We start from the raw sequence: 19,053 nt of genomic DNA on the forward strand, positions 1-19,053 counted from the left end.
CATCCCCGTGGGAACGGCGGCGCGTGCAAGACCCATCGCTATTAAACGAAACCTTGGGCTCAACCAACGGAGACCGGCGATGATCAAGGCCTTCGTCGTCGACAATGATCGCCTGCGCCTCGCCGACGATCTCGTGGCCAATGGCGATCAGGTCGTCTGGGCCGACCTTCTCAACCCGACCAAGGAAGAAGAAACAACGATCGAGACCTGGCTCGGCGTTGCCATCCCGACGCGCGAGGAGATGGAGGAGATCGAGATTTCGAGCCGCCTCTACATCGAGGACGGCGCCTACTTCATGACCGCCACCTTGCCGGCGCAGACCGAAGTCGATGATCCCTTGATGTCACCGGTTACCTTTGTGCTTGCCGGCCCGAGACTGGTCACCATCCGCTATCATGAGCCGAAGGCGTTCAAGACCTTCCCCCTGCGCGCCGAGAAGGTGGCGACAGGCTGCACCACCGGCAACACCATCCTGATCGGCCTGCTGGAGGCGATCGTCGATCGCCTAGCCGATATTCTCGAACGCGCCGGCCGTGACATCGAGACGATCTCGCGCGACATCTTCGAGGCGCGGTCGACCAAGGTGAACAAGCGCAATCGCGATTTCCAGGAACTGCTCAAGGCCATAGGCCGCAAGGAAGACATTGCCTCCTCGATCCGCGACAGCCTGATCTCGCTGCAGCGCCTCACCGGCTTCCTTGCCCACGTCGCGACCCAGATCAAGATGAGCAAGGACGTCCGCGCCCGCATCAAGACAGTATCGCGCGACGTGCTGTCGCTCGCCGACCATGCCACCTTCCTGTCGCAGAAGATCTCGTTCCTGCTCGACGCGACGCTCGGCATGATCTCGATCGAGCAGAACGCCATCATCAAGATCTTCTCGGTCGCCGCCGTCATCTTCCTCCCGCCGACGCTGGTGGCTTCGATCTACGGCATGAATTTCGACGTCATCCCGGAGCTGAAATGGGAGCTCGGCTATCCCTTCGCCATCGGCCTGATGATCCTGTCGGCGATCCTGCCGTTCTGGTATTTCCGCCGCCGCGGCTGGTTGTAGGCCCAATAGAATTCGCTTGACCAAACGCCGCCCGGACGGCATCCGGATGCCCGGTGATCGTACAACCGGATTGGGATCATGACCGCAAAAAGCTGGGCCTACGAGGATTTCACCGAGGGCGCATCGATCGACCTCGGCGCCAAGCAGGTGAGTGCGGCCGAAATCATCGAATTCGCCACCGAATTCGACCCGCAGCCGATGCATCTCGACGAAGCCGCCGGCAAGGCCAGCATCCTTGGCGGCTTGGCCGCCTCCGGCTGGCACACCTGCGCGATCTTCATGCGCATGCTGTGCGACGCCTTCCTGCTCGACTCGACCGCGCAAGGCGCGCCCGGCATCGACCAGGTCAAATGGAAGAAGCCGGTGCTGGCCGGCGACACACTGGCCGGCAGCACCAGCGTGCTTGCCAGGCGCCTGTCGAAATCCAGGCCTCAGCTCGGCCTCGTCACCTTGCGCAGCGAACTGTTCAACCAGCGCGGTGAAAGCGTCTTCGAACTTGAGAACACTGTCATGTTCTTGACCCGCGAGGCCGGCGCATGAGCCTCGACGCGTTCTTCCGCATCGGCGATACCATCAACCTCGGTTCGCACACATTCGAAACCGAGGCGATCAAGGCGTTCGCCTGCAAATACGATCCACAGGTCTTTCATGTCGACGAGGAGGCCGCAAAGAAAAGCGTGTTCGGCCGCCTCTGCGCCTCAGGCTGGCACACCGCGGCCACCTGGATGAAGCTCAATCTCAAAAATCCTATGGACGCTTCTCAATGGACCGGACCCGGCCCGGTACCAGAATTCGGCCCCTCCCCCGGCTTCAGGAACCTGAAATGGCCAAAGCCGGTCTATGCCGGAGAAACCGTCACCTTCATGCGCACGGCCCTGTCCCACCGCCCGCTCGCCACCCGCCCCGGCTGGCGGCTGCTCGCGCTGCGCTCGGAAGGATTCGATTCTACGGGCGACAAGGTGCTGGAGTTCGACAGCGCGGTGCTGGTGAAGGCTGGGTAGGGGGTAGGTTTTAGGCAGTAGGGATTAGGCAGCAGTGGGTGCTGCTCCTTGCACGGAATGCGGAGCTTCCCTCCCTACTCCCTACTCCCTACTCCCTACTCCCTACTCCCTACTCCCTACTCCCTACTCCCTACTCCCTACTCCCTACTCCCTACTCCCTACTCCCTACTCCCTACTCCCTACTCCCTACTCCCTACTCCCTAATGCCCCTCAAACCCGATCAACGTCCGCACCGGCACGCCCAGCGCTTCGAGCTTCGCCCGTCCGCCGAGATCCGGCAGGTCGATGACGAAGCACGCGGCAAGAATATCGGCGCCGATCTGCCTCAGCAGCTTGACCGCCGCCTCCGCCGTGCCGCCGGTCGCGATCAGGTCGTCAACCAGGATCACCTTCTCGCCCGGCGCAACGCCGTCCTTGTGCATCTCCATCTCGTCCAGCCCGTATTCCAGGCTGTAGGCGACGCGTACCGTCTCGTAAGGCAGCTTGCCCTTCTTGCGGATCGGCACGAAACCGGCCGAAAGCTGGTGCGCGACCGCACCGCCGAGGATGAAGCCGCGTGCCTCAATGCCGGCGATCTTGTCGATCTTCTGCCCGGCATAGGGATGCACCAGCTCGTCGATGGCCCGGCGGAAGGCGCGCGCATTGCCGAGCAAAGTGGTGATGTCGCGAAACAGGATGCCGGGCTTGGGGTAGTCCGGAATGGTGCGGATCGCGGCGAGCAGCGTGTCTTCGAGCGAGGATTTCATGGGTCGAGATTACCTGAAACGGAGGTTGTTGCGCGACAATTGTTCGATCGAACTGCAGCCCATCAGCTTCATGCCGCGCTCGATCTCGATCCGCATCTGCTCCAGCGCCCGCTCGACGCCCGGCTGTCCGGCCGCCGCCAGGGGGAACAGATAATAGCGGCCGACGCCAACAGCCTTGGCGCCGAGCGACAGCGCCTTCAGCACATGGGTGCCGCGCTGCACGCCGCCATCCATGATGATGTCTATTCTGTCGCCGACGGCATCGACGATCTCGGCCAGTTGGTCGAACGCCGCCCGCGAGCCGTCCAGCTGCCGGCCGCCGTGGTTGGACAGCACAATGCCGCTGCAGCCGATCTCGACGGCGCGCTTGGCATCCTCCACCGACATGACGCCCTTGAGACAGAACGGACCTCCCCACAGTCTGACCATCTCGGCAACATCGTCCCAGGTCATCGACGGATCGAGCATCTCGGTGAAGTAGCGGCTGATCGACATCGTGCCGCCGCCCATGTCGACATGCTCGTCGAGCTGCGGCAGCTTGAACCCCTCATGGGTGAAATAGTTGATCGCCCAGCCCGGCTTCAGCGCGAACTGCAGCATGCCGGCAAGGTTGAGCTTGAAGGGGATGGCAAAGCCGGTGCGCTTGTCGCGCTCGCGGTTGCCTCCGGTGATGCTGTCGACGGTCAGCATCATCACTTCGACTCCAACCGCTTTCGCCCGCTGCATCATCGCCCGGTTGAGGCCGCGATCCCGGTGGAAATAGAACTGGTAGACCTGCGGGCTGCTGCTGATCTTGCGCAATTCCTCAAGACTGACAGTGCCGAGCGAGGACACGCCGAATATCGTGCCGAATTTGGCCGAAGCCTTGGCCACCGCGCGCTCGCCTTGATGATGGAACAGCCGCTGCAAGGCGGTCGGCGAGCAATAGACGGGCATGGCCAGCTTCTGGCCCATCACCGTCACCGACATGTCGATCTCGCTTACCCCGCGCAGCACGTTGGGAACGAGGTCGCAGCGCTCGAAACTCTCGGTGTTGCGGCGATAGGTGACCTCGTCGTCGGCCGCGCCATCGATGTAGTTGAAGATTGGGCCCGGCAACCGCTGCTGGGCCATGCGCCGGAAATCGGAAAAGTTGTGACAGTCGCGTAGCCGCATCATCGATCCAAATGCCCCTCTAGCCGGCGATCCGCCGGGCGCGCGTGCAATACCAATCGCATGGCGCCGTGCCAACGGACTTCTTACTGGACGGCTGCTGCGCCAAGATGCGAACCATGTCCGGTTTGGCAAGCAAAAAGGGCGTCCGAAGACGCCCTTTCCATTTCCGAGGAATAAGATGCGGCTTAGTGCGCCACGCCTTCCCATACCTTGCGCTTGGTCAGATACATCAGCGCCCCGAACAGAAGCAGAAACACCAGAACGCGGAAGCCGGTCTTCTTGCGGTCTTCCATATGCGGCTCGGCCGCCCACATCAGGAACGCCGAGACGTCGCGCGAATACTGGTCGATCGTCTGCGGCGAACCGTCATCGTAGGTCACCTGGCCGTCGGAGAGCGGCTTAGGCATCTTCAGCGACACGCCGGACATGAAGTATGGATTGTAGTGGGTGCCTTCGGGGATCACCATGCCGGCAGGTGGCGTCTCGTCGTAGCCTGTCAGCAGAGAATGGATGTAGTCCGGGCCGCCCTGCGCATATTGCGTGAAGATGTCGAAGACGAAACGCGGGAAGCCGCGCTCGACGCCGCGCGCCTTGGCCAGCAGCGACATATCCGGTGGGGCAGCGCCGCCGTTGGAAGCGGCAGCCGCCTCCTCATTGGCGAACGGCGCCGGGAAATGGTCGGACGGCTTGCCCGGGCGGTCGAACATGTCGCCGGCATCGTTGGGTCCATCATGGATGGTGTACTCAGCCGACAGCGACTTGATCTGCGCTTCCGAATAGCCGAGGTCCTCTAGCGTGCGGAACGCCACCAAATTCATCGAGTGGCAGGCCGAGCAGACTTCCTTGTAGACCTTCAAGCCACGCTGCAGCTGCGCCTTGTCGTAGGTGCCGAACGGACCGGCAAAAGTCCAGTCCATCTCCTTCGGCTCGTGGATCGGGAAATGCGTCGGTGCCGCCGCGTTGTGCGCCTCTTCAGCGGCGATCGCCACACTGCCGACGGCTCCGATGCCAGCGGCAAACACGCCTAGCAGGGCGAGCGAGGTGAGAATCTTTTTCATGCCAAATCCCCTTAGATTCTCACTCAGCCTTTGGTTTCCGGCGCCGCGGTCGCACCGGCCGGATGTCCCCCTCCGGCACCCTTGTTCTTCTCCAGCACCGCCTCGGTGATCGAATTCGGCAGTCTGCGTGGCGTCTCGATCAGGCCAAGCACCGGCAGGATGACGAGGAAGAAGGCGAAGTAGAACAGTGTCGCCGCTTGAGCGTAGCCAACGTAGTTGCCCGAGACCTCACCTATCAGGAGGGTCAACAGACCGCCACCTTCCGCCGGCTGCGAGCCAAGCCAGCCAAGCAGGACAGCGTCGGCGACGAACAGCCAGAAGAACAGCTTGTACCAGGGCCGGTAGACCGCCGAGCGCACCTTGGAGGTGTCGAGCCACGGCACCAGGAACAGCATGACGATGGCGCCGAACATGCACAGCACGCCACCGAGCTTGGAGTTGATCGGCCCGATGTTGAAGGTGATCGCGCGCAGGATCGCGTAGAACGGCAGGAAGTACCATTCCGGCACGATGTGGGCCGGCGTCTTCAGCGGGTTGGCGATCGTGTAATTGTCCGGATGGCCGAGAAAGTTCGGCAGGTAGAAGACGAAATAGGCGAAGAAGAACAGGAACACGATCATGCCGAATGCATCCTTGATGGTCGCATAGGGCGTAAAGGCAACGGTGTCGGTTTTCGATTTCACCTCGATGCCGGTCGGGTTCGACTGGCCGACCACATGCAGCGCCCAGACGTGCAGCACGACGACGCCGGCAATCATGAACGGCAGCAAATAGTGCAGCGCAAAGAAGCGGTTGAGCGTCGGGTTGTCGACGGCGAAACCGCCGAGCAGCAGTTCCTGGATCCAGTTTCCGACCAGCGGAATGGCGCTGAAGAAGCCGGTGATGACGGTGGCGCCCCAGAAGCTCATCTGACCCCAGGGCAGCACATAGCCCATGAAGCCGGTCGCCATCATCAGCAGATAGATGATGCAGCCGAGGATCCACAGCAGCTCGCGCGGCGCCTTATAGGAGCCGTAATAAAGCCCGCGGAAGATGTGGATGTAGACGGCGACGAAGAAGAACGAGGCGCCGTTGGAATGCATGTAGCGCAACAGCCAGCCCGAATTGACGTCGCGCATGATCTTCTCGACCGAATTGAAGGCGAGGTTGGTGTCGGCGGTATAGTGCATGGCCAGCACGATACCGGTCAGGATCTGCGCCACCAGCATGATCGTGAGGATGCCGCCGAAGGTCCACGCATAGTTAAGGTTGCGCGGCACCGGATAAGCGATGAAGCTGTCATAGACCATGCGCGGCAGCGGCATGCGGGCGTCGAACCAGCGTTCGATACCGGTCTTGGGCGTATAGGTCGAGTGTCCCTCGCTCATCGAAATATCCCCTGCCTCAACCGATAAGGATTTTGGTATCGGAAATGAACTTGAATACCGGCACGGCCATATTTTCCGGCGCCGGGCCTTTGCGGATGCGGCCGGCGGTATCGTACACCGAACCGTGGCACGGGCAGAACCAGCCGCCGAAATCGCCTTCCTGGCCAAGCGGAATGCACCCCAGATGCGTGCAAACCTGCACCATCACCATCCAGGCTTCCTTGCCGGGCGTGGTGCGGTTGGCGTCGGTCGCCGGCGCATCGGCGGGCAGATTGGCGTTGCGGGCAATAGGATCCTTGAGGTCGGCAAGGTTCACGGCCTCGCCGTCCTTCATCTCCTGCTCGGTGCGGTTGCGCACCACGACCGGCTTGCCGCGCCATTTGACAATCAGCGACATGCCAGGCGTGAGCGAGGCGACATCAACCTCGACCGAGGCGAGCGCCAGCGTCGAGGCATCGGGGCGCATCTGGTCGATGAACGGCCAGGCAACGGCGCCTGCGCCAACGACTGCGGCCATGCCGGTGGCGACGTAGAGAAAATCACGACGGTTGGGATCCTGGGTGTCGGTTGCGCTCACGGGTGCCTGATCCTTTCGCCTCTTCCGAGCCGGCGGCCGAGCTTTGTCCCCGCTCCATCGCGCCGGCCCGACAGCGCATGGCGAACAAGCTAGCGAATTCCTCCGGCATTTGGATTTCGGTTTATGCGTGAAGCCCGTTTTTGTCCAGCGGGCTGAAGCCACAAGGGCAGATTGTCGCGGGGACAGAACAGCGCGTCAGTTGGCCAGATGCCCAAAGGTCGGCAAAGGCGGCTAAACAACAGGGAAATATCAGCAAATCCGAGGCTCCCCGCCTGTCTCGACAGGACAGGTTGCCGTGATCTAGTCTCGCCGGCATGGCACATATTATCGACCGCGAGACCTGGACCAGGACGCCCGGCCGCTGGCAGGGCGAACTGCAATGCGGCGCCTACGACTCCAACTCCTGCCTGATTTTCAACTATCAGGAAGAGATTGGCGGCGGCCCGCGCCTGCACACGCATCCCTATTGTGAAATCTTCATCATCCGGCAAGGCACCGGCCTGTTCACGATCGGCGACCAGCAGATAGAGGCCACGGCCGGCCAGATCCTGATCGTGCCGCCCGATACGCCGCACAAATTCACCAATCTTGGCCCAGGCCCGCTCGAAACGACCGACATCCACGAAAACGGCAGCTTCATCACCGAATGGCTGGAATGATTGTTGCCGGCTGGTGACCTCTAGCTTGCACCGAGCCTGACCAGCACGGCCCTTGGGATATCGTATTCGCGGATGGCCGACTCATGCCGGCGCAGGCCGCAGAGTTCACGCTGGATGAAATAGGCGTGCACCGCCGCGGCAGCCTCCTTGAGCAGCCGCGGTCGCTGCTCCTCGTCGCCGTTGTTCTGACGGAGCTTGGCCAGCGTTTCCTCGACCCGTTGGCCGGCACGGCCGAGCGCTGCGGCCTTTTCAGCCAGTATCTCATGGCCGAGGGCGTCGAACGCGGCTTCGGCAGCCGAGGCGCCTAGGGATGGCGGACGCAGTGACATCTCAGCCTCCTTTTATGTCTTGAGAGAGCATCATGCGGTGCGTGACGAATTCTTCGCTCACCACCGGCTGGAAACCAAGCCGTTCATAGAACCCAAAGGCTTCTTGTGGCGCGCGGGTGTTCAGCACGGCAAAATGCTGACGTGCCCTGTCAATGACGGTCTCGACCAGCATGCGGCCAATGCCGCTGCGGCGATGACGCGCGCTGACGAACAGGTGCCTGACCCGGCCGTGGTCCCTGCCTTCGAAATAAGGATCGATGTTCAACCCGCACACACCAGCGAGTTCTCGGCCATGCCATGCACCAAACAGCGCCTCGCCTCGTTTCAGGAACTTGTTGCGGCCGCCCGCCCAGCCATCCGCCAGCCGCACCAGCATCCAGTAGCCTTCCAGCCGGCTCTCCTCCTTCAGCGCATCGAAGGCCGGCGCGGTTGGCCGCAGCCGCTTGAGGACGTAGCCGATATCAGGCGACGCTGCCATGCCCTACTCCGCCGGCCGTGTCTCTTCCAGCACGCTTTCCTCGTGGTAGAGGAAGCCGCCGGACTGCCGCTTCCACAGCCGCGCATAGAGCCCGTCGAGCGCCACCAGCTCGTCATGCGTGCCCTGTTCGACGATGCGGCCTCCGTCCAGCACCACAAGACGGTCGAGCGCGGCGATGGTCGACAGCCGGTGCGCTATGGCGATGACCGTCTTGTTCTCCATCAGCCTGGCCAGATTCTCCTGGATCGCCGCCTCGATGTCGGAATCGAGCGCCGAGGTCGCCTCGTCGAGGATCAGGATCGGCGCATCCTTGAGGAAGACGCGGGCGATCGCGACGCGCTGGCGCTGGCCGCCCGACAGTTTCACGCCGCGCTCGCCGACAAAAGCCTCGTAGCCGGTACGGTCCCGGTTGTCGCGCAGGCCCAATATGAACTCGTGCGCCTCGGCCTTCTTCGCCGCCGCGATCACCTCGGCGTCAGTTGCATCCGGCATGCCGAGCTTGATGTTGTCGCGTAGCGAGCGGTGGAACAGCGCCGTGTCCTGGCTGACCACGCCGATATTGGCGCGCAGCGAGTTCTGCGTCACCTCGGCGACGTCTTGCCCGTCGATCAGGATTTTCCCGCTCTCGAGGTCGTAGAGGCGCAGGATGAGATTGGCTAAGGTCGTCTTGCCCGCACCGGACGGCCCGACCAGCCCGACCTTCTCGCCAGGCTTGACCACAAGGTCGATGCCATTCAGCACGCCAAAACCCTTGCCGTAGTGGAACTCGACATTCTTCACCTCGATGCGGCCGCCGGCGACGACAAGCTCTTTCGCATCCGGCGCATCGACAAGGCCAAGCGGCTGCGAGATCAGCGCCTTGGAGTTTTCCAGGACGCCGAGATTTCGCAATATGCCGTTGAGCTGCATCATCACGCGCCCGAGCAGCATGTTGAGCCGCAAGACCAGCGACAGCGTGAACGCGACGGCGCCGACGGTGATCGACCCTTCGACCCAGAGATAGACGGCAAAGCAGCCAATCGCGGTGATCATGATGCCCGACAGCGTCGTCAGCGCCATGCGCACGCCGGTCAGCCGGCGGGTGAAGGGCCGTAGTGCATCGAGATAGATGTCGAAGCCGTTCTTGATGTAGCGGTCGTCGCCGTCGGCCGAGAATAGCTTCAGCGTCTGCACGTTGGAATAGGAATCGATGATGCGCCCATTGATCATCGAGCCCGCTTCAGCCGTGGCCTCGGCATGCCTGCGGATCGAGGGCAGATAGAGCTTGGCCAGCCAGGCGAAAGCGAGAATCCAGATCACCACCAGCACGGCCAGGCGCAGATCCAGCCCGGCGACCAGCGCCAAGGTCGTCACCGTATAGATGAGCATGAACCAGATGACCTCGATGAAGCTCTCCATCAGGTCGCCGGTCGCCTGCCCCGCCTGCCAGACTTTTGTCGCGATACGGCCGGCGAAATCGTTTTGGAAGAAAGTGTAGGACTGGCGCGATACGTGCCGGTGCGCCTGCCAGCGCACCAGATTGTAGAAGCCCGGCGTAATCGTCTGTTCGTTGACCAGCGCCGACAGGCCGACGACGACGGTGCGGATGACCAGCACCACTGCGATCATGAAAACAAGCTCAGGCCCGGCGGCGGTCCACAGCGCGTGCCAGCTGCGCTCGCCAGGAAGCTGGTCGAGAATATCGACCAGCCGCCCGACGAAGTAGAAAAGCCCGGCCTCGATCAGCGGCGCGATGCCGCCGATGACAAGCATGGCGAAGAAGGCGAACTTCGCCTGGCCGACATAGTGCCAGAGGAAGCCGCCGACGCTTGACTGCGGCCGAAGGTCCGCCGGCTCCCTGAACGGATAGACCCAGTTCTCGAACCAGCGATAGACGGCTGTCATCATGCTGACGTCATCACTCTGCGGCTTCACCCTTCACGCCGATGTCGTTGGCAACAGCGTCATTGGCGGCATCGACCGGACCGTCGTCGAGCAGGAACCCGCCCGACTGGCGCTGCCAGAGCTGCGCGTAGAGCCCGCCGCTGGCGACGAGTTCCTCGTGCGACCCCTCCTCGATGACACGGCCCTTGTCGAGGACGACGAGCCTGTCCATCGCCGCGATGGTCGACAGCCGGTGCGCAATGGCGATGACGGTCTTGCCTTGCATGAGCTTGTAGAGATTCTCCTGGATGGCGGCCTCGGCTTCGGAATCCAGCGCCGACGTCGCTTCGTCAAGGATAAGTATCGGTGCGTCCTTCAACATAACGCGAGCAATGGCGATGCGTTGCCGCTGGCCGCCGGACAATTTGACGCCGCGGTCGCCGACATGAGCGTCGAGCCCTTTACGTCCGGTGTGATCCGAAAGCCTGCCGATAAACTCCAGCGCCTCGGCCCGCCCGGCTGCCTCGATAACCATTTCCTCCGTCGCATCGGGCCGCCCGTAAAGGATATTGTCGCGCACAGAACGATGCAGCAGCGAAGTGTCCTGCGTCACCATGCCGATCTGCGCGCGCAGCGAATCCTGCGTCACCGAAGCGATCTCCTGGCCGTCGATCAGGATCCGGCCGTTCTCGAGGTCGTAGAACCGCAACAGGAGATTGACCAGCGTCGACTTGCCCGCGCCCGAGCGCCCGACAATGCCGACTTTCTCGCCGGGCTTCACCGTCAGCGACAGGTTCTCGATGACGCCCTTCTGCTTGCCATAGTGGAAACGAATGTCGTCGAAGCGGATCTCGCCCTTGGTGACGGCAATGTCCTTCGCCCCCGGCCGGTCTTCGACCAGGCGCGGCAGCGAGATCGAGGCGATACCGTCTTGCACCGTGCCGATGTTCTCGAACAGGCTCGACATTTCCCACATGATCCACTGCGACATGCCCCACATACGGAGCACGAGGCCGATGACCACGGCGACGGCGCCGATCGTCACCGCCTGGCCGAGCCACAGCCACAGCGCCGTCGCCGTCACCGAAAACAGGAGCAGCGCGTTGAGGATATAGAGCAGGCCGTAAAGCACCGTCACCAGCCGCATCGACCGGTAGACCGTGTCGAGGAAGCCTGCCATGCCTTCTTTGGCGAACGTTGCTTCGCGCCGTGCATGGGAAAACAACTTGACCGTCTGGATGTTGGTGTAGCTGTCAACGACGCGGCCGGTCATAGTCGAGCGCGCATTGGCCTGCGCCTCCCCGACCTTGCCCAGCTTCGGGATGATATAGCGCAACAACCCGATATAGCCGAGCAGCCAGACGCCGAGAGGTGCCGCCAGCCGCAAGTCGGCCGAGCCGACGATGAACAGCATGCCGAGGAAATAGACGATTACGTAATTGAGCACCTCGATCACCTTGATGACGCATTCGCGCACGGCGAGTGCCGTCTGCATCAGCTTGGTGGCGATGCGGCCGGCGAATTCGTCCTGGTAGAAGCTCATCGACTGCTTCAAGAGATAACGATGCACCTGCCATCGGATGCGCATGGGGTAGTTGCCCATCAGCGTCTGCTGGTTGAGCAAAGAATGCAGCCATACTGTACCTGGCAGCGCGAACAGCACGACGAAGGCCATGCCGGCGAGCTTCCAGCTCTCGGTCTGCAGGAAGGTTTCGCGGTTCTGCCCGGACAGCCAGTCGACGATGTGGCCCATGAAGCCGAACATCCACACTTCCGCGATGGCAATCGCCGTCACCAGCACCGCGTCCAGGATGATGTATGGCCAGGCGCCGCGCGTATAATGCACGCAGAAGGCAACCAGCGTCTTCGGCGGCTCGACCGGTTCCGCTGCGGGGAACGGATCGAGCCTTCTTTCAAACCAGCTAAACATAGTGATGCTCACAAAACTTTTGTCCGCTCATGCGGCGCGGGAAAAATCCCCGGGGCGCTCCGCGTCCCCAGACCGTACGTCGGCGGGGACCGACGGCCCGGAATCACCCGGGCCATCGGTCCTGCTTCGCGCAATATAGGGACTTGCGGGCTTTTCACCGACAGAAGCCTTCGACTGAGCTGACGGCACGCCGCCGCCAGTCCGGTTTTTCGCGCCCGGCCGGATCAGCCGGATGATCCGGCGCACCAGCGACGGCCGGCTGTGGTCGGGAACCGCACGCGAGAAATCGACATCCGGCAACATGCCGCGATGCGGACGCCGGCGCATCTGGGCGTGAACCGCCGACGAATACGTCTCGCCGACCAGCAACGCCCAGGTCGCCGTCTTGCGTTCGTGCAGGCTTCTTGAACCCGGTATCTTATAGGGATCGAACATCGGTCCGTCCTCCGTGTGAAAATAGACATAAAAAGGCGAAGCAATGTCGTGCGCCGGCCTTCGGCCGGAGGCACGGATTGCATCCGTCGGGACACGACGATAGGCCTCGGTCGCGACATGCTCAGCTGGGGCGCTTGGCCCCTTTAACGGTTTGAAAAACATCGCAGGATTCCTTCGAGAGCCGAAAATTGGGTTCGGCGGGAATCGGTGCGATCAGATCTAAGAAATCAGGTAAATCGTCGTACCGAAACCGCCGGCGGGCAGGTAAGCCCACGGGAGGGGCGCTGGATGTGCATGGTCATCATGAAATACCCCTCCATCGGTTCGGGTTGACAATGCGTGCGGTATAATCGACTTCGCAGAAAATGGCCACCCGCAGGTCCAGCAATTTCCAAAACCAGCCACCCGCTGTGGCCGATCTGCCACTTATTAGAAAGACGCGGAAATGAACCACCGTCTCCGCATCGCCCTCTACCAGCCTGACATCGCCGGCAACACCGGAACAATCCTGCGCTTCGCCGCCTGCCTCGGCCTTGGCGTCGACATCATCGAACCAGCCGGCTTTCCGCTCTCCGACAAAGCGCTCACGCGCGCCGGGATGGACTACCTCGAAATGGCTGCCCTGACCCGGCATGTCGACTGGAACGCCTTCGAGGATTGGCGCAAGGGCCAAGCCTGCCGGCTGGTGCTGCTCACCACCAAAGCCGCGACCCCCTATACGGGCTTCAGCTTCGCCCAAGGCGACATCCTGCTGTTCGGCCGCGAATCCGCCGGCGTGCCGGATCCTGTCCATCAGGCGGCGGATGCGCGGCTGACGATCCCGATGCAGCCGGGCACGCGCAGCATCAACGTCGCGCTGTCCGTCGCCATGGTCGCCGGTGAAGCCATCCGGCAACTCGGCTAGAACCTTCAACGCGTTGTCGTCATCGCCAACGGCCCTTGCGTCTTGCATCATTCTCACCCAGGCGCACATCGCCTTCTCCTCAATTGCCCTATCGACATTTCCTGGCTACAAGCTCAACTTAAGTTGAGGTCAAGCGGAAAATCGAGATGGCTCCGGTAAAGGAATTGACGGTCGGCCAGTTGGCCATGCGCAGCGGCGTGGCGGTGTCGGCGCTGCATTTCTACGAGGCGCGCGGGCTGATCCGCAGCCACCGCACGTCGGGCAACCAGCGGCGCTATGGCCGCGACGTGCTGCGGCGGGTGGCGATCATCCGGATCGCCCAGGAGGTCGGCATCTCGCTGGCCGAGATCGGCGCCGCACTTGAATCGCTGCCAGAAGGCCGTACCCCGACGCGCGAGGACTGGAACCTGTTGTCGACCGGCTGGCGCGACGACCTCGATCGCAAGATCACTCAGCTAAAGAAGCTGCGCGACGGCCTTACCGACTGCATCGGCTGCGGCTGCATGTCGATCGACAAATGCCCGCTGCGAAACAGGGAAGATCGCTTGAGTGCGCAAGGGCCGGGCGCAAGGCGACTGCTTGTGGAATCCTAATCCGCCGCGGGCAGCCGCCGTATGGTGAATTCGATTACGTCGCCCGGCCGCTCGAACCAGCTTTCGATCTCGGTCCAGTAGGCCTGCTTGGGAAAACGCTCGAACCATTCCTTGGCCTTGAGCCGCGCATCCGGGCGCGGCAGGACGAAGGTCTCGCGCAAAAACCCGTCACGCGGCATGCGCTCGCGCTCGGCGCGTGAACGATCGAGCCTTTTCTTCAGGCCATGCAGCGGCGGTCTTGCCGGCGTGCGCATGAAAGAACTCCTGGGCCGAACCAGATGACACTTGACCCTTGCCCCTAAGAGATTAGGGATCGCGCCCGGAAAAGGCTAGTGGTCCGATTCCAACATTCGCCTCCCTAATCCCCAGGCGCCGTTGCGAATGTTGGAATCACAAGGACCGCTAGCAAGTTTATGTTTCTGGTGGAGTTTTCGAATTTGACATTTGCATCGTGCCCTGCGCCACGCTGTGTGCAAATGTCAAATTCACTCCACTAGGTCCTTTGTCGGCCGCGACCGGAGACAGCATTTTGGAACGACCAGAAATACCGGCAGGCCTGCCACCCGACATCGAACAGAAGAAAATGAAGGCCAGGCTCTGGTTCGAGACGCTGCGCGAGCGCATTTGCACAACCTTCGAGCAGATCGAACAGGAACTGCAGGGACCACTGGCCGAATGGTCGCCCGGCAGCTTCGAGAAGACGCCGTGGGAACGCGACAATGGAAAGGGCGGCGGCGGCGCCATGGCGATGATGCGCGGCCGCGTCTTCGAGAAGGTCGGCGTCCATACTTCGACCGTCTATGGCGAATTCTCGCCCGAATTCAGGAAGCAGATGCCCGGCGCCGAGGAAGACCCGAGCTTCTGGGCATCAGGCATTTCGTTGATCGCGCATCCCTGGAACCCCAACGTGCCGGCCGTGCACATGAACACCCGCATGGTCGTGACGTCGCGCCACTGGTTTGGCGGCGGCGCCGATCTGACGCCGGTGCTCGACCGCAACCGCACGGAAGATCACCCCGACACGGTCGCCTTCCATCGAGCCATGCAGTTCGCCTGCGAGAAGAACGCTGCGATCGCCGACCACCCCAAATTCAAGGCCTGGTGCGACGAGTATTTCTATCTGCCGCACCGCCACGAGCCGCGCGGCGTCGGCGGCATCTTTTTCGACTGGCTGCATTCGGGGGAGGAGAAAGGCGGCTGGAATGCCGATTTGAACTTCGTCCAGGATGTCGGGCGTTCTTTCCTTGTCGTCTACGGACACCTGGTTCGCGCCCATTTCAACGAGAACTGGACCGATGATGACCGCGACGAGCAGCTCATTCGCCGCGGCCGTTACGTCGAATTCAACCTTCTTCACGATCGCGGCACCATCTTCGGCCTGAAGACCGGCGGCAATGTCGCTTCGATCCTGTCCAGCCTGCCGCCGGAGGTCAGGTGGCCGTAAAAAATCGGTGAGCGAAACGTGAGCCGCATTGACGTCAATGTGGCATCGCCATTATCTTTTTCGTCTAATAGGCGATTGAAATAAAACGACTATTTGTCGTTTCGGGCCGGGAAGCGCCGGCGGTTCAGTCCCGAACCGCGACACGACGCTACCGGACGGCCCTGAACAAGGCGGAGCATTTTCCAAACGGATGCCCGCATTTCCAGGAGTATTACATGCGAAAGCTCATTGTTTCGGCAGCCGCCGCTGCCCTTCTCGCTTCCGGCTCGATTGCCTTTGCCGCAGTCAAGCACACCACGGGCACGGTTAAGACCTATGATGGCACGGCCATGAGCCTCGTTCTGGACGATGGATCGACCTTTACGCTGCCCAAGACCTTCAAGGATCCTGGCCTGAAGGCAGGCGAAAAGGTCCGCGTTTCCTGGGACATGAGCGGCAAGAACAAGGTTGCCGAGTCCGTCAAGATCGAGAAGTGATCGGGACAAGACCGAACGTTCTCGCCTTGGCTTAGCCTGGCAAGAGGGGGGCGGAGCAGCGCTGCTCCGCCTTTTTCGCCCCCACGGCAACCAAACTCGTGGAACCGTGTTATGCTAACTCCCCCGTGCGCGCCCCCGAAACCGACTGCTGTGACAGGGCGCGGAACAGAGATGGCGGAGCTTCGTGTGCCCATGAGAGGCACAGGCTCCAAGGAGGAAAAGGAGAAAATCCCATGAAGGAATTCCATTGCGGCTCGCTGGTTCCCGGCTGTGAGTGGCACACCCGTGCCGGTGAGGAAGCCGAGGTCATGCGCCGCGCCGTCGACCATATGCGCGAGACACATGGCGAAACGGTCATTCGCGAGACGATGATCGAGGCGATCCGCTCGCGCATCGAGAAAGTTCGCGACGCGGCCTGAGCAGTCCTATCTGGCCTTCAAGGCTTCCGCGGCGCGCTCCAGCAGCGCGTCGCGATCAAGCGCAAAGCCGGACCCGATCCATTCCTTTTCCAGGTTTTTCAGGATCGCACCGAGTATTGGCCCCGGCGACGCGCCAAGCGCCGTCAGATCGCCGCCCTTGACTGGGAACACCGGTTTTTCCCATTTCAGGGCAAAAGCGAGCAGGCGCGAAAACCCGCCGGCCTGAACCAGCGCGTCATTGTCCTCGAGAGCCCGCGCTCGCGCCGACGCCAGCGACAGCCGCAGGCGATCGAGAAAACCCTGGCGCTCCCCGGAATAGAGTTTCTTGGCCAGTTCCGCTTCGCTTGTCTTGGGCTCGACGGCAGCCGTCAGCGCCCAGTGGCGCAGGCGCTCCGCCTCAGTGGTCGAAAGTTTCAGCCGCTTGGCCAGTGTCTTCATCCTCTCCGCATCGGGCGGCACGATCGCCTCCAGCCTGAGCAGCGGGTCCGGCGCCCAGCCCAGATCCTTTTCTGTCTTGGTCAGCCCATGAATGGCATCGATGCCCCATTTCTCGCTTTCCGGCAGGGCGCTGGTGAGCACGCCGGCCTGGCGCATCCACAGCAAGGCGCGCGACGGATCTGGGGCCGATAACAACTTCTTCAGCTCGGACCAGATGCGTTCGGCCGAGAGATGGGCGAGACCGTCCTTGAGCCGGGCGCAGGCCTTCAATCCCTCGGCATCGGGCCGACCCTCGCCATACCAGGCGAAAAAGCGGAAGAAACGCAGGATGCGCAGATAGTCTTCGCGGATCCGCTGCTCGGCATCGCCAATGAAGCGCAGCCTTCGTGCCTCGATATCGCCGACGCCGCCGACCAGGTCCACGACCGTCCCGTCAGCCTCCGCATAGAGCGCGTTGATGGTGAAATCGCGCCGTTCGGCGTCGGCCTTCCAGTCGCGGCCGAACGACACTTTGGCGCGGCGGCCATCGGTCTCGATGTCGGCGCGCAGCGTGGTGACCTCATAGGGCGCGCCGCCGGCAATCACCGTGATCGTGCCGTGCTCGATGCCGGTCGGCACCGCCTTGAAGCCCGCCGCCTCGGCGCGGCGAACGGTTTCCTCGGGCAGGCAAGTGGTAGCAACGTCGATATCGGCGACCAGCTGCCCAATCAGCGCATTGCGCACCGCGCCGCCCGCGATGCGGGCTTCCTCGCCGCCCTGCGCCAGCACGGCAAGCAGCCGCTGCAGATGCTTTTCACCCAGCCAGTCGGCTCTGCCCGCCAGCGATATCGGATCACTCAAGCATAGAGCCTTTCATAGAGCGTGCGGATGATGCCGGCGGTGACGCCCCAGATGCGCTGGCCGCCATAGGGCATATCGTAGAAGAACCATTCCAGGTCGTTCCACATGCGGCTGTCCCTGGTGTGGTTGGCCGGATCCATCAGGAACGAAAGCGGCACTTCGAAGGCGGCGTCGACCTCGTCGGAATTGAGCGACAGCGTAAAACCGGGCTCGACGATCGCCAGCACCGGCGCGATGCGATAGCCGCTGCCGGCGACATAATCGGGCATGCGGCCGATGATCTCGATGCGGTCATGGCCGAGGCCGATCTCCTCGAAGGTCTCGCGCAAGGCCGCTGCTTCCGGGGTCGCATCGGTGGGATCAATGGTGCCGCCAGGAAAAGCCACCTGCCCGGAATGGCTGCGCAGTTTTTCCGCCCGCTTGGTCAAAAGCACGGTCGCATCGCGTCCATGATCGACGACCGGGATCAGCACCGCGGCGTCGCGCAGCGCTTTGAGCTGCGTCAACCGTGGATGGCCGGGGTTGAAGCGATGATCGCCATAATCGTCGCCGGCATGGGCTTCAGCTTGCGCGGCGACCCGCGCGCGAAAATCCGCTGTGGAAAACGGCGGCGGCCTCACCTGATCCATCATGCGCTCAGCCGCTTCAGTTTTTCCGCCGGCATGATCGGATAGATTTCGCCTTTCGAGCGCACGGCAAACATCGTCTTGCCGCCGATATCGATCTCCTCGCCATGCTCGACCAGTTCGTACATCACCGGCCGCGCCACCAGCGCTTCCAGCCTCCCGCGCACCAGCACATAGGGCTTCAGGCCGCCGGTCTCGTTCTCGTCGACGAAGCGCAGCGGATGGCCAGGTCCGGCCTCGACGACATCGCCGACATTGGTGCGGAAAGTGATGGTCTGCTCGGCGCCGGCGCCGGAAACATCCATTTCAACCGCGATGAAAGGCGCGTCCACGACGCGGATGCCGACCCGTTCGACCGGCGTCACCAGATAGGTCCTGCCATCCTCGTCCTTGCGCAGCACGCTGGAAAACAGCTGCACCAGCGGCATGCGGCCGATCGGCGTGCCGAGATAGAACCACGTTCCGTCTTGTTTGATCTCCATGTCGAGATCGCCGCAAAAGTCGGGATTCCAGCGCTCCACCGGCGCCGCGCCCTTGCCGGCGCGAGCCGCACGCGAGATCAACGCTTCGAGACCGCGCGCCTCGGTTGCGGCAGCAAGGCTGTGTTCGCGATGTTCGGAGCGTTCCGTCATGGTCACGAAATAGTCACTGTTGTTCCGCT

Annotated in this window: 23 protein-coding genes; 9 read left to right on the forward strand and 14 right to left on the reverse strand. The window is 62.3% G+C overall.

Features of this window, described 5'->3' with window-relative positions; genetic code table 11:
• The first annotated feature begins 79 nt into the window (after positions 1–79).
• From corA to AC3CCE_RS04540, 3 genes are all read left to right on the forward strand, one after another.
• Positions 80–1,054, forward strand: a complete 975-nt coding sequence (gene corA / locus AC3CCE_RS04530) for a magnesium/cobalt transporter CorA (protein ID WP_352626088.1) — start codon at positions 80–82, stop codon at positions 1,052–1,054.
• Between the two features lie 78 nt (positions 1,055–1,132).
• Positions 1,133–1,594 (forward strand): MaoC family dehydratase, encoded by a 462-nt coding sequence (locus tag AC3CCE_RS04535; RefSeq protein WP_023670033.1) that lies wholly within the window; start codon positions 1,133–1,135, stop codon positions 1,592–1,594.
• Positions 1,591–2,055 (forward strand): MaoC family dehydratase, encoded by a 465-nt coding sequence (locus AC3CCE_RS04540; RefSeq protein ID WP_023828124.1) that lies wholly within the window; start codon positions 1,591–1,593, stop codon positions 2,053–2,055. The genes AC3CCE_RS04535 and AC3CCE_RS04540 overlap by 4 nt, the downstream gene beginning before the upstream one ends.
• A gap of 200 nt (positions 2,056–2,255) precedes the next feature.
• On the opposite strand, the gene AC3CCE_RS04545 is transcribed toward AC3CCE_RS04540, so the two are convergent.
• From AC3CCE_RS04545 to petA, 5 genes are all read right to left on the reverse strand, one after another.
• On the reverse strand, positions 2,256–2,801 hold the full coding sequence (locus tag AC3CCE_RS04545; protein WP_013529989.1) for an adenine phosphoribosyltransferase: 546 nt from the start codon (positions 2,799–2,801) through the stop codon (positions 2,256–2,258).
• A gap of 9 nt (positions 2,802–2,810) precedes the next feature.
• Positions 2,811–3,956 carry an alpha-hydroxy acid oxidase gene (locus AC3CCE_RS04550; RefSeq protein ID WP_352624343.1) on the reverse strand — a complete coding sequence of 382 codons (1,146 nt, stop codon included), beginning with the start codon at positions 3,954–3,956 and terminating at the stop codon, positions 2,811–2,813.
• Positions 3,957–4,141: 185 nt separating this feature from the next.
• Positions 4,142–5,014, reverse strand: a complete 873-nt coding sequence (locus AC3CCE_RS04555; protein WP_023670029.1) for a cytochrome c1 — start codon at positions 5,012–5,014, stop codon at positions 4,142–4,144.
• A gap of 23 nt (positions 5,015–5,037) precedes the next feature.
• Positions 5,038–6,381, reverse strand: a complete 1,344-nt coding sequence (locus tag AC3CCE_RS04560; RefSeq protein ID WP_023670028.1) for a cytochrome b — start codon at positions 6,379–6,381, stop codon at positions 5,038–5,040.
• Positions 6,382–6,397: 16 nt separating this feature from the next.
• Complete coding sequence (gene petA / locus AC3CCE_RS04565; protein ID WP_023670027.1) at positions 6,398–6,958, reverse strand: ubiquinol-cytochrome c reductase iron-sulfur subunit; 561 nt, start codon at positions 6,956–6,958, stop codon at positions 6,398–6,400.
• A 314-nt stretch (positions 6,959–7,272) separates the two neighbouring features.
• Between petA and AC3CCE_RS04570 the strand changes: the two genes are divergently transcribed.
• Entirely contained in the window at positions 7,273–7,617 is a 345-nt protein-coding gene (locus AC3CCE_RS04570; protein ID WP_023683696.1) for a cupin domain-containing protein, read from the forward strand.
• A gap of 20 nt (positions 7,618–7,637) precedes the next feature.
• Here the strand turns inward: AC3CCE_RS04570 and AC3CCE_RS04575 are convergent, their stop codons facing one another.
• The 5 genes from AC3CCE_RS04575 to AC3CCE_RS04595 are packed head-to-tail and all read right to left on the reverse strand — an operon-like array spanning position 7,638 to position 12,652.
• Positions 7,638–7,946 carry a DUF6665 family protein gene (locus tag AC3CCE_RS04575; RefSeq protein ID WP_023670023.1) on the reverse strand — a complete coding sequence of 103 codons (309 nt, stop codon included), beginning with the start codon at positions 7,944–7,946 and terminating at the stop codon, positions 7,638–7,640.
• Position 7,947: 1 nt separating this feature from the next.
• On the reverse strand, positions 7,948–8,424 hold the full coding sequence (locus AC3CCE_RS04580; protein ID WP_023733361.1) for a GNAT family N-acetyltransferase: 477 nt from the start codon (positions 8,422–8,424) through the stop codon (positions 7,948–7,950).
• A 3-nt stretch (positions 8,425–8,427) separates the two neighbouring features.
• Positions 8,428–10,311, reverse strand: a complete 1,884-nt coding sequence (locus AC3CCE_RS04585; RefSeq protein WP_352510478.1) for an ABC transporter ATP-binding protein — start codon at positions 10,309–10,311, stop codon at positions 8,428–8,430.
• Between the two features lie 10 nt (positions 10,312–10,321).
• Positions 10,322–12,217 carry an ABC transporter ATP-binding protein gene (locus tag AC3CCE_RS04590; protein WP_352510477.1) on the reverse strand — a complete coding sequence of 632 codons (1,896 nt, stop codon included), beginning with the start codon at positions 12,215–12,217 and terminating at the stop codon, positions 10,322–10,324.
• A 27-nt stretch (positions 12,218–12,244) separates the two neighbouring features.
• On the reverse strand, positions 12,245–12,652 hold the full coding sequence (locus tag AC3CCE_RS04595; RefSeq protein WP_023728260.1) for a hypothetical protein: 408 nt from the start codon (positions 12,650–12,652) through the stop codon (positions 12,245–12,247).
• A gap of 445 nt (positions 12,653–13,097) precedes the next feature.
• On the opposite strand from AC3CCE_RS04595, the gene AC3CCE_RS04600 reads away from it, so the two are divergent.
• Positions 13,098–13,556 (forward strand): tRNA (cytidine(34)-2'-O)-methyltransferase, encoded by a 459-nt coding sequence (locus AC3CCE_RS04600; protein ID WP_352510476.1) that lies wholly within the window; start codon positions 13,098–13,100, stop codon positions 13,554–13,556.
• A gap of 146 nt (positions 13,557–13,702) precedes the next feature.
• Complete coding sequence (gene soxR, locus AC3CCE_RS04605; protein WP_023691595.1) at positions 13,703–14,149, forward strand: redox-sensitive transcriptional activator SoxR; 447 nt, start codon at positions 13,703–13,705, stop codon at positions 14,147–14,149.
• Here soxR and AC3CCE_RS04610 read toward each other — a convergent pair.
• Complete coding sequence (locus AC3CCE_RS04610; protein ID WP_023683688.1) at positions 14,146–14,403, reverse strand: hypothetical protein; 258 nt, start codon at positions 14,401–14,403, stop codon at positions 14,146–14,148. The genes soxR and AC3CCE_RS04610 overlap by 4 nt on opposite strands.
• A 275-nt stretch (positions 14,404–14,678) precedes the next feature.
• Between AC3CCE_RS04610 and hemF the strand changes: the two genes are divergently transcribed.
• The 3 genes from hemF (at position 14,679) to AC3CCE_RS04625 (ending at position 16,488) form a co-directional block, all read left to right on the forward strand.
• On the forward strand, positions 14,679–15,593 hold the full coding sequence (hemF, locus tag AC3CCE_RS04615) for an oxygen-dependent coproporphyrinogen oxidase (protein ID WP_023695814.1): 915 nt from the start codon (positions 14,679–14,681) through the stop codon (positions 15,591–15,593).
• A gap of 215 nt (positions 15,594–15,808) precedes the next feature.
• Entirely contained in the window at positions 15,809–16,069 is a 261-nt protein-coding gene (locus AC3CCE_RS04620; protein WP_023686144.1) for a DUF1344 domain-containing protein, read from the forward strand.
• Between the two features lie 233 nt (positions 16,070–16,302).
• The gene (locus AC3CCE_RS04625) at positions 16,303–16,488 is read left to right on the forward strand and encodes a DUF1059 domain-containing protein (RefSeq protein WP_023670013.1); all 186 of its coding nucleotides are present in this window, start codon (positions 16,303–16,305) and stop codon (positions 16,486–16,488) included.
• Between the two features lie 6 nt (positions 16,489–16,494).
• On the opposite strand, the gene AC3CCE_RS04630 is transcribed toward AC3CCE_RS04625, so the two are convergent.
• Genes AC3CCE_RS04630 through AC3CCE_RS04640 form a run of 3 tightly spaced genes read right to left on the reverse strand, consistent with a single transcriptional unit; the run spans position 16,495 to position 19,024 of the window.
• Positions 16,495–17,766, reverse strand: coding sequence for a CCA tRNA nucleotidyltransferase (locus AC3CCE_RS04630; protein WP_352510475.1), 1,272 nt, complete (start codon positions 17,764–17,766; stop codon positions 16,495–16,497).
• A complete protein-coding gene (locus AC3CCE_RS04635) occupies positions 17,763–18,395 on the reverse strand; it encodes a CoA pyrophosphatase (protein WP_023683684.1) in 633 nt (210 codons plus the stop codon). The genes AC3CCE_RS04630 and AC3CCE_RS04635 overlap by 4 nt, the downstream gene beginning before the upstream one ends.
• A complete protein-coding gene (locus tag AC3CCE_RS04640; protein WP_023670010.1) occupies positions 18,395–19,024 on the reverse strand; it encodes a DUF1285 domain-containing protein in 630 nt (209 codons plus the stop codon). Before AC3CCE_RS04640 ends, AC3CCE_RS04635 begins: the two co-directional genes overlap by 1 nt.
• Positions 19,025–19,053 lie beyond the last annotated feature (29 nt).

Source organism: Mesorhizobium sp. P160187, from assembly GCF_057766425.1.

Coding starts and splice junctions, on each gene's coding strand:
- corA (WP_352626088.1), top strand. CDS start 80: ATGATCAAGGCCTTCGTCGTCGACAATGATCGCCTGCGCCTCGCCGAC.
- AC3CCE_RS04535 (WP_023670033.1), top strand. CDS start 1,133: ATGACCGCAAAAAGCTGGGCCTACGAGGATTTCACCGAGGGCGCATCG.
- AC3CCE_RS04540 (WP_023828124.1), top strand. CDS start 1,591: ATGAGCCTCGACGCGTTCTTCCGCATCGGCGATACCATCAACCTCGGT.
- AC3CCE_RS04545 (WP_013529989.1), bottom strand. CDS start 2,801: ATGAAATCCTCGCTCGAAGACACGCTGCTCGCCGCGATCCGCACCATT.
- AC3CCE_RS04550 (WP_352624343.1), bottom strand. CDS start 3,956: ATGCGGCTACGCGACTGTCACAACTTTTCCGATTTCCGGCGCATGGCC.
- AC3CCE_RS04555 (WP_023670029.1), bottom strand. CDS start 5,014: ATGAAAAAGATTCTCACCTCGCTCGCCCTGCTAGGCGTGTTTGCCGCT.
- AC3CCE_RS04560 (WP_023670028.1), bottom strand. CDS start 6,381: ATGAGCGAGGGACACTCGACCTATACGCCCAAGACCGGTATCGAACGC.
- AC3CCE_RS04570 (WP_023683696.1), top strand. CDS start 7,273: ATGGCACATATTATCGACCGCGAGACCTGGACCAGGACGCCCGGCCGC.
- AC3CCE_RS04575 (WP_023670023.1), bottom strand. CDS start 7,946: ATGTCACTGCGTCCGCCATCCCTAGGCGCCTCGGCTGCCGAAGCCGCG.
- AC3CCE_RS04580 (WP_023733361.1), bottom strand. CDS start 8,424: ATGGCAGCGTCGCCTGATATCGGCTACGTCCTCAAGCGGCTGCGGCCA.
- AC3CCE_RS04585 (WP_352510478.1), bottom strand. CDS start 10,311: ATGATGACAGCCGTCTATCGCTGGTTCGAGAACTGGGTCTATCCGTTC.
- AC3CCE_RS04590 (WP_352510477.1), bottom strand. CDS start 12,217: ATGTTTAGCTGGTTTGAAAGAAGGCTCGATCCGTTCCCCGCAGCGGAA.
- AC3CCE_RS04595 (WP_023728260.1), bottom strand. CDS start 12,652: ATGTTCGATCCCTATAAGATACCGGGTTCAAGAAGCCTGCACGAACGC.
- AC3CCE_RS04600 (WP_352510476.1), top strand. CDS start 13,098: ATGAACCACCGTCTCCGCATCGCCCTCTACCAGCCTGACATCGCCGGC.
- soxR (WP_023691595.1), top strand. CDS start 13,703: ATGGCTCCGGTAAAGGAATTGACGGTCGGCCAGTTGGCCATGCGCAGC.
- AC3CCE_RS04610 (WP_023683688.1), bottom strand. CDS start 14,403: ATGCGCACGCCGGCAAGACCGCCGCTGCATGGCCTGAAGAAAAGGCTC.
- AC3CCE_RS04620 (WP_023686144.1), top strand. CDS start 15,809: ATGCGAAAGCTCATTGTTTCGGCAGCCGCCGCTGCCCTTCTCGCTTCC.
- AC3CCE_RS04625 (WP_023670013.1), top strand. CDS start 16,303: ATGAAGGAATTCCATTGCGGCTCGCTGGTTCCCGGCTGTGAGTGGCAC.
- AC3CCE_RS04635 (WP_023683684.1), bottom strand. CDS start 18,395: ATGGATCAGGTGAGGCCGCCGCCGTTTTCCACAGCGGATTTTCGCGCG.
- AC3CCE_RS04640 (WP_023670010.1), bottom strand. CDS start 19,024: ATGACGGAACGCTCCGAACATCGCGAACACAGCCTTGCTGCCGCAACC.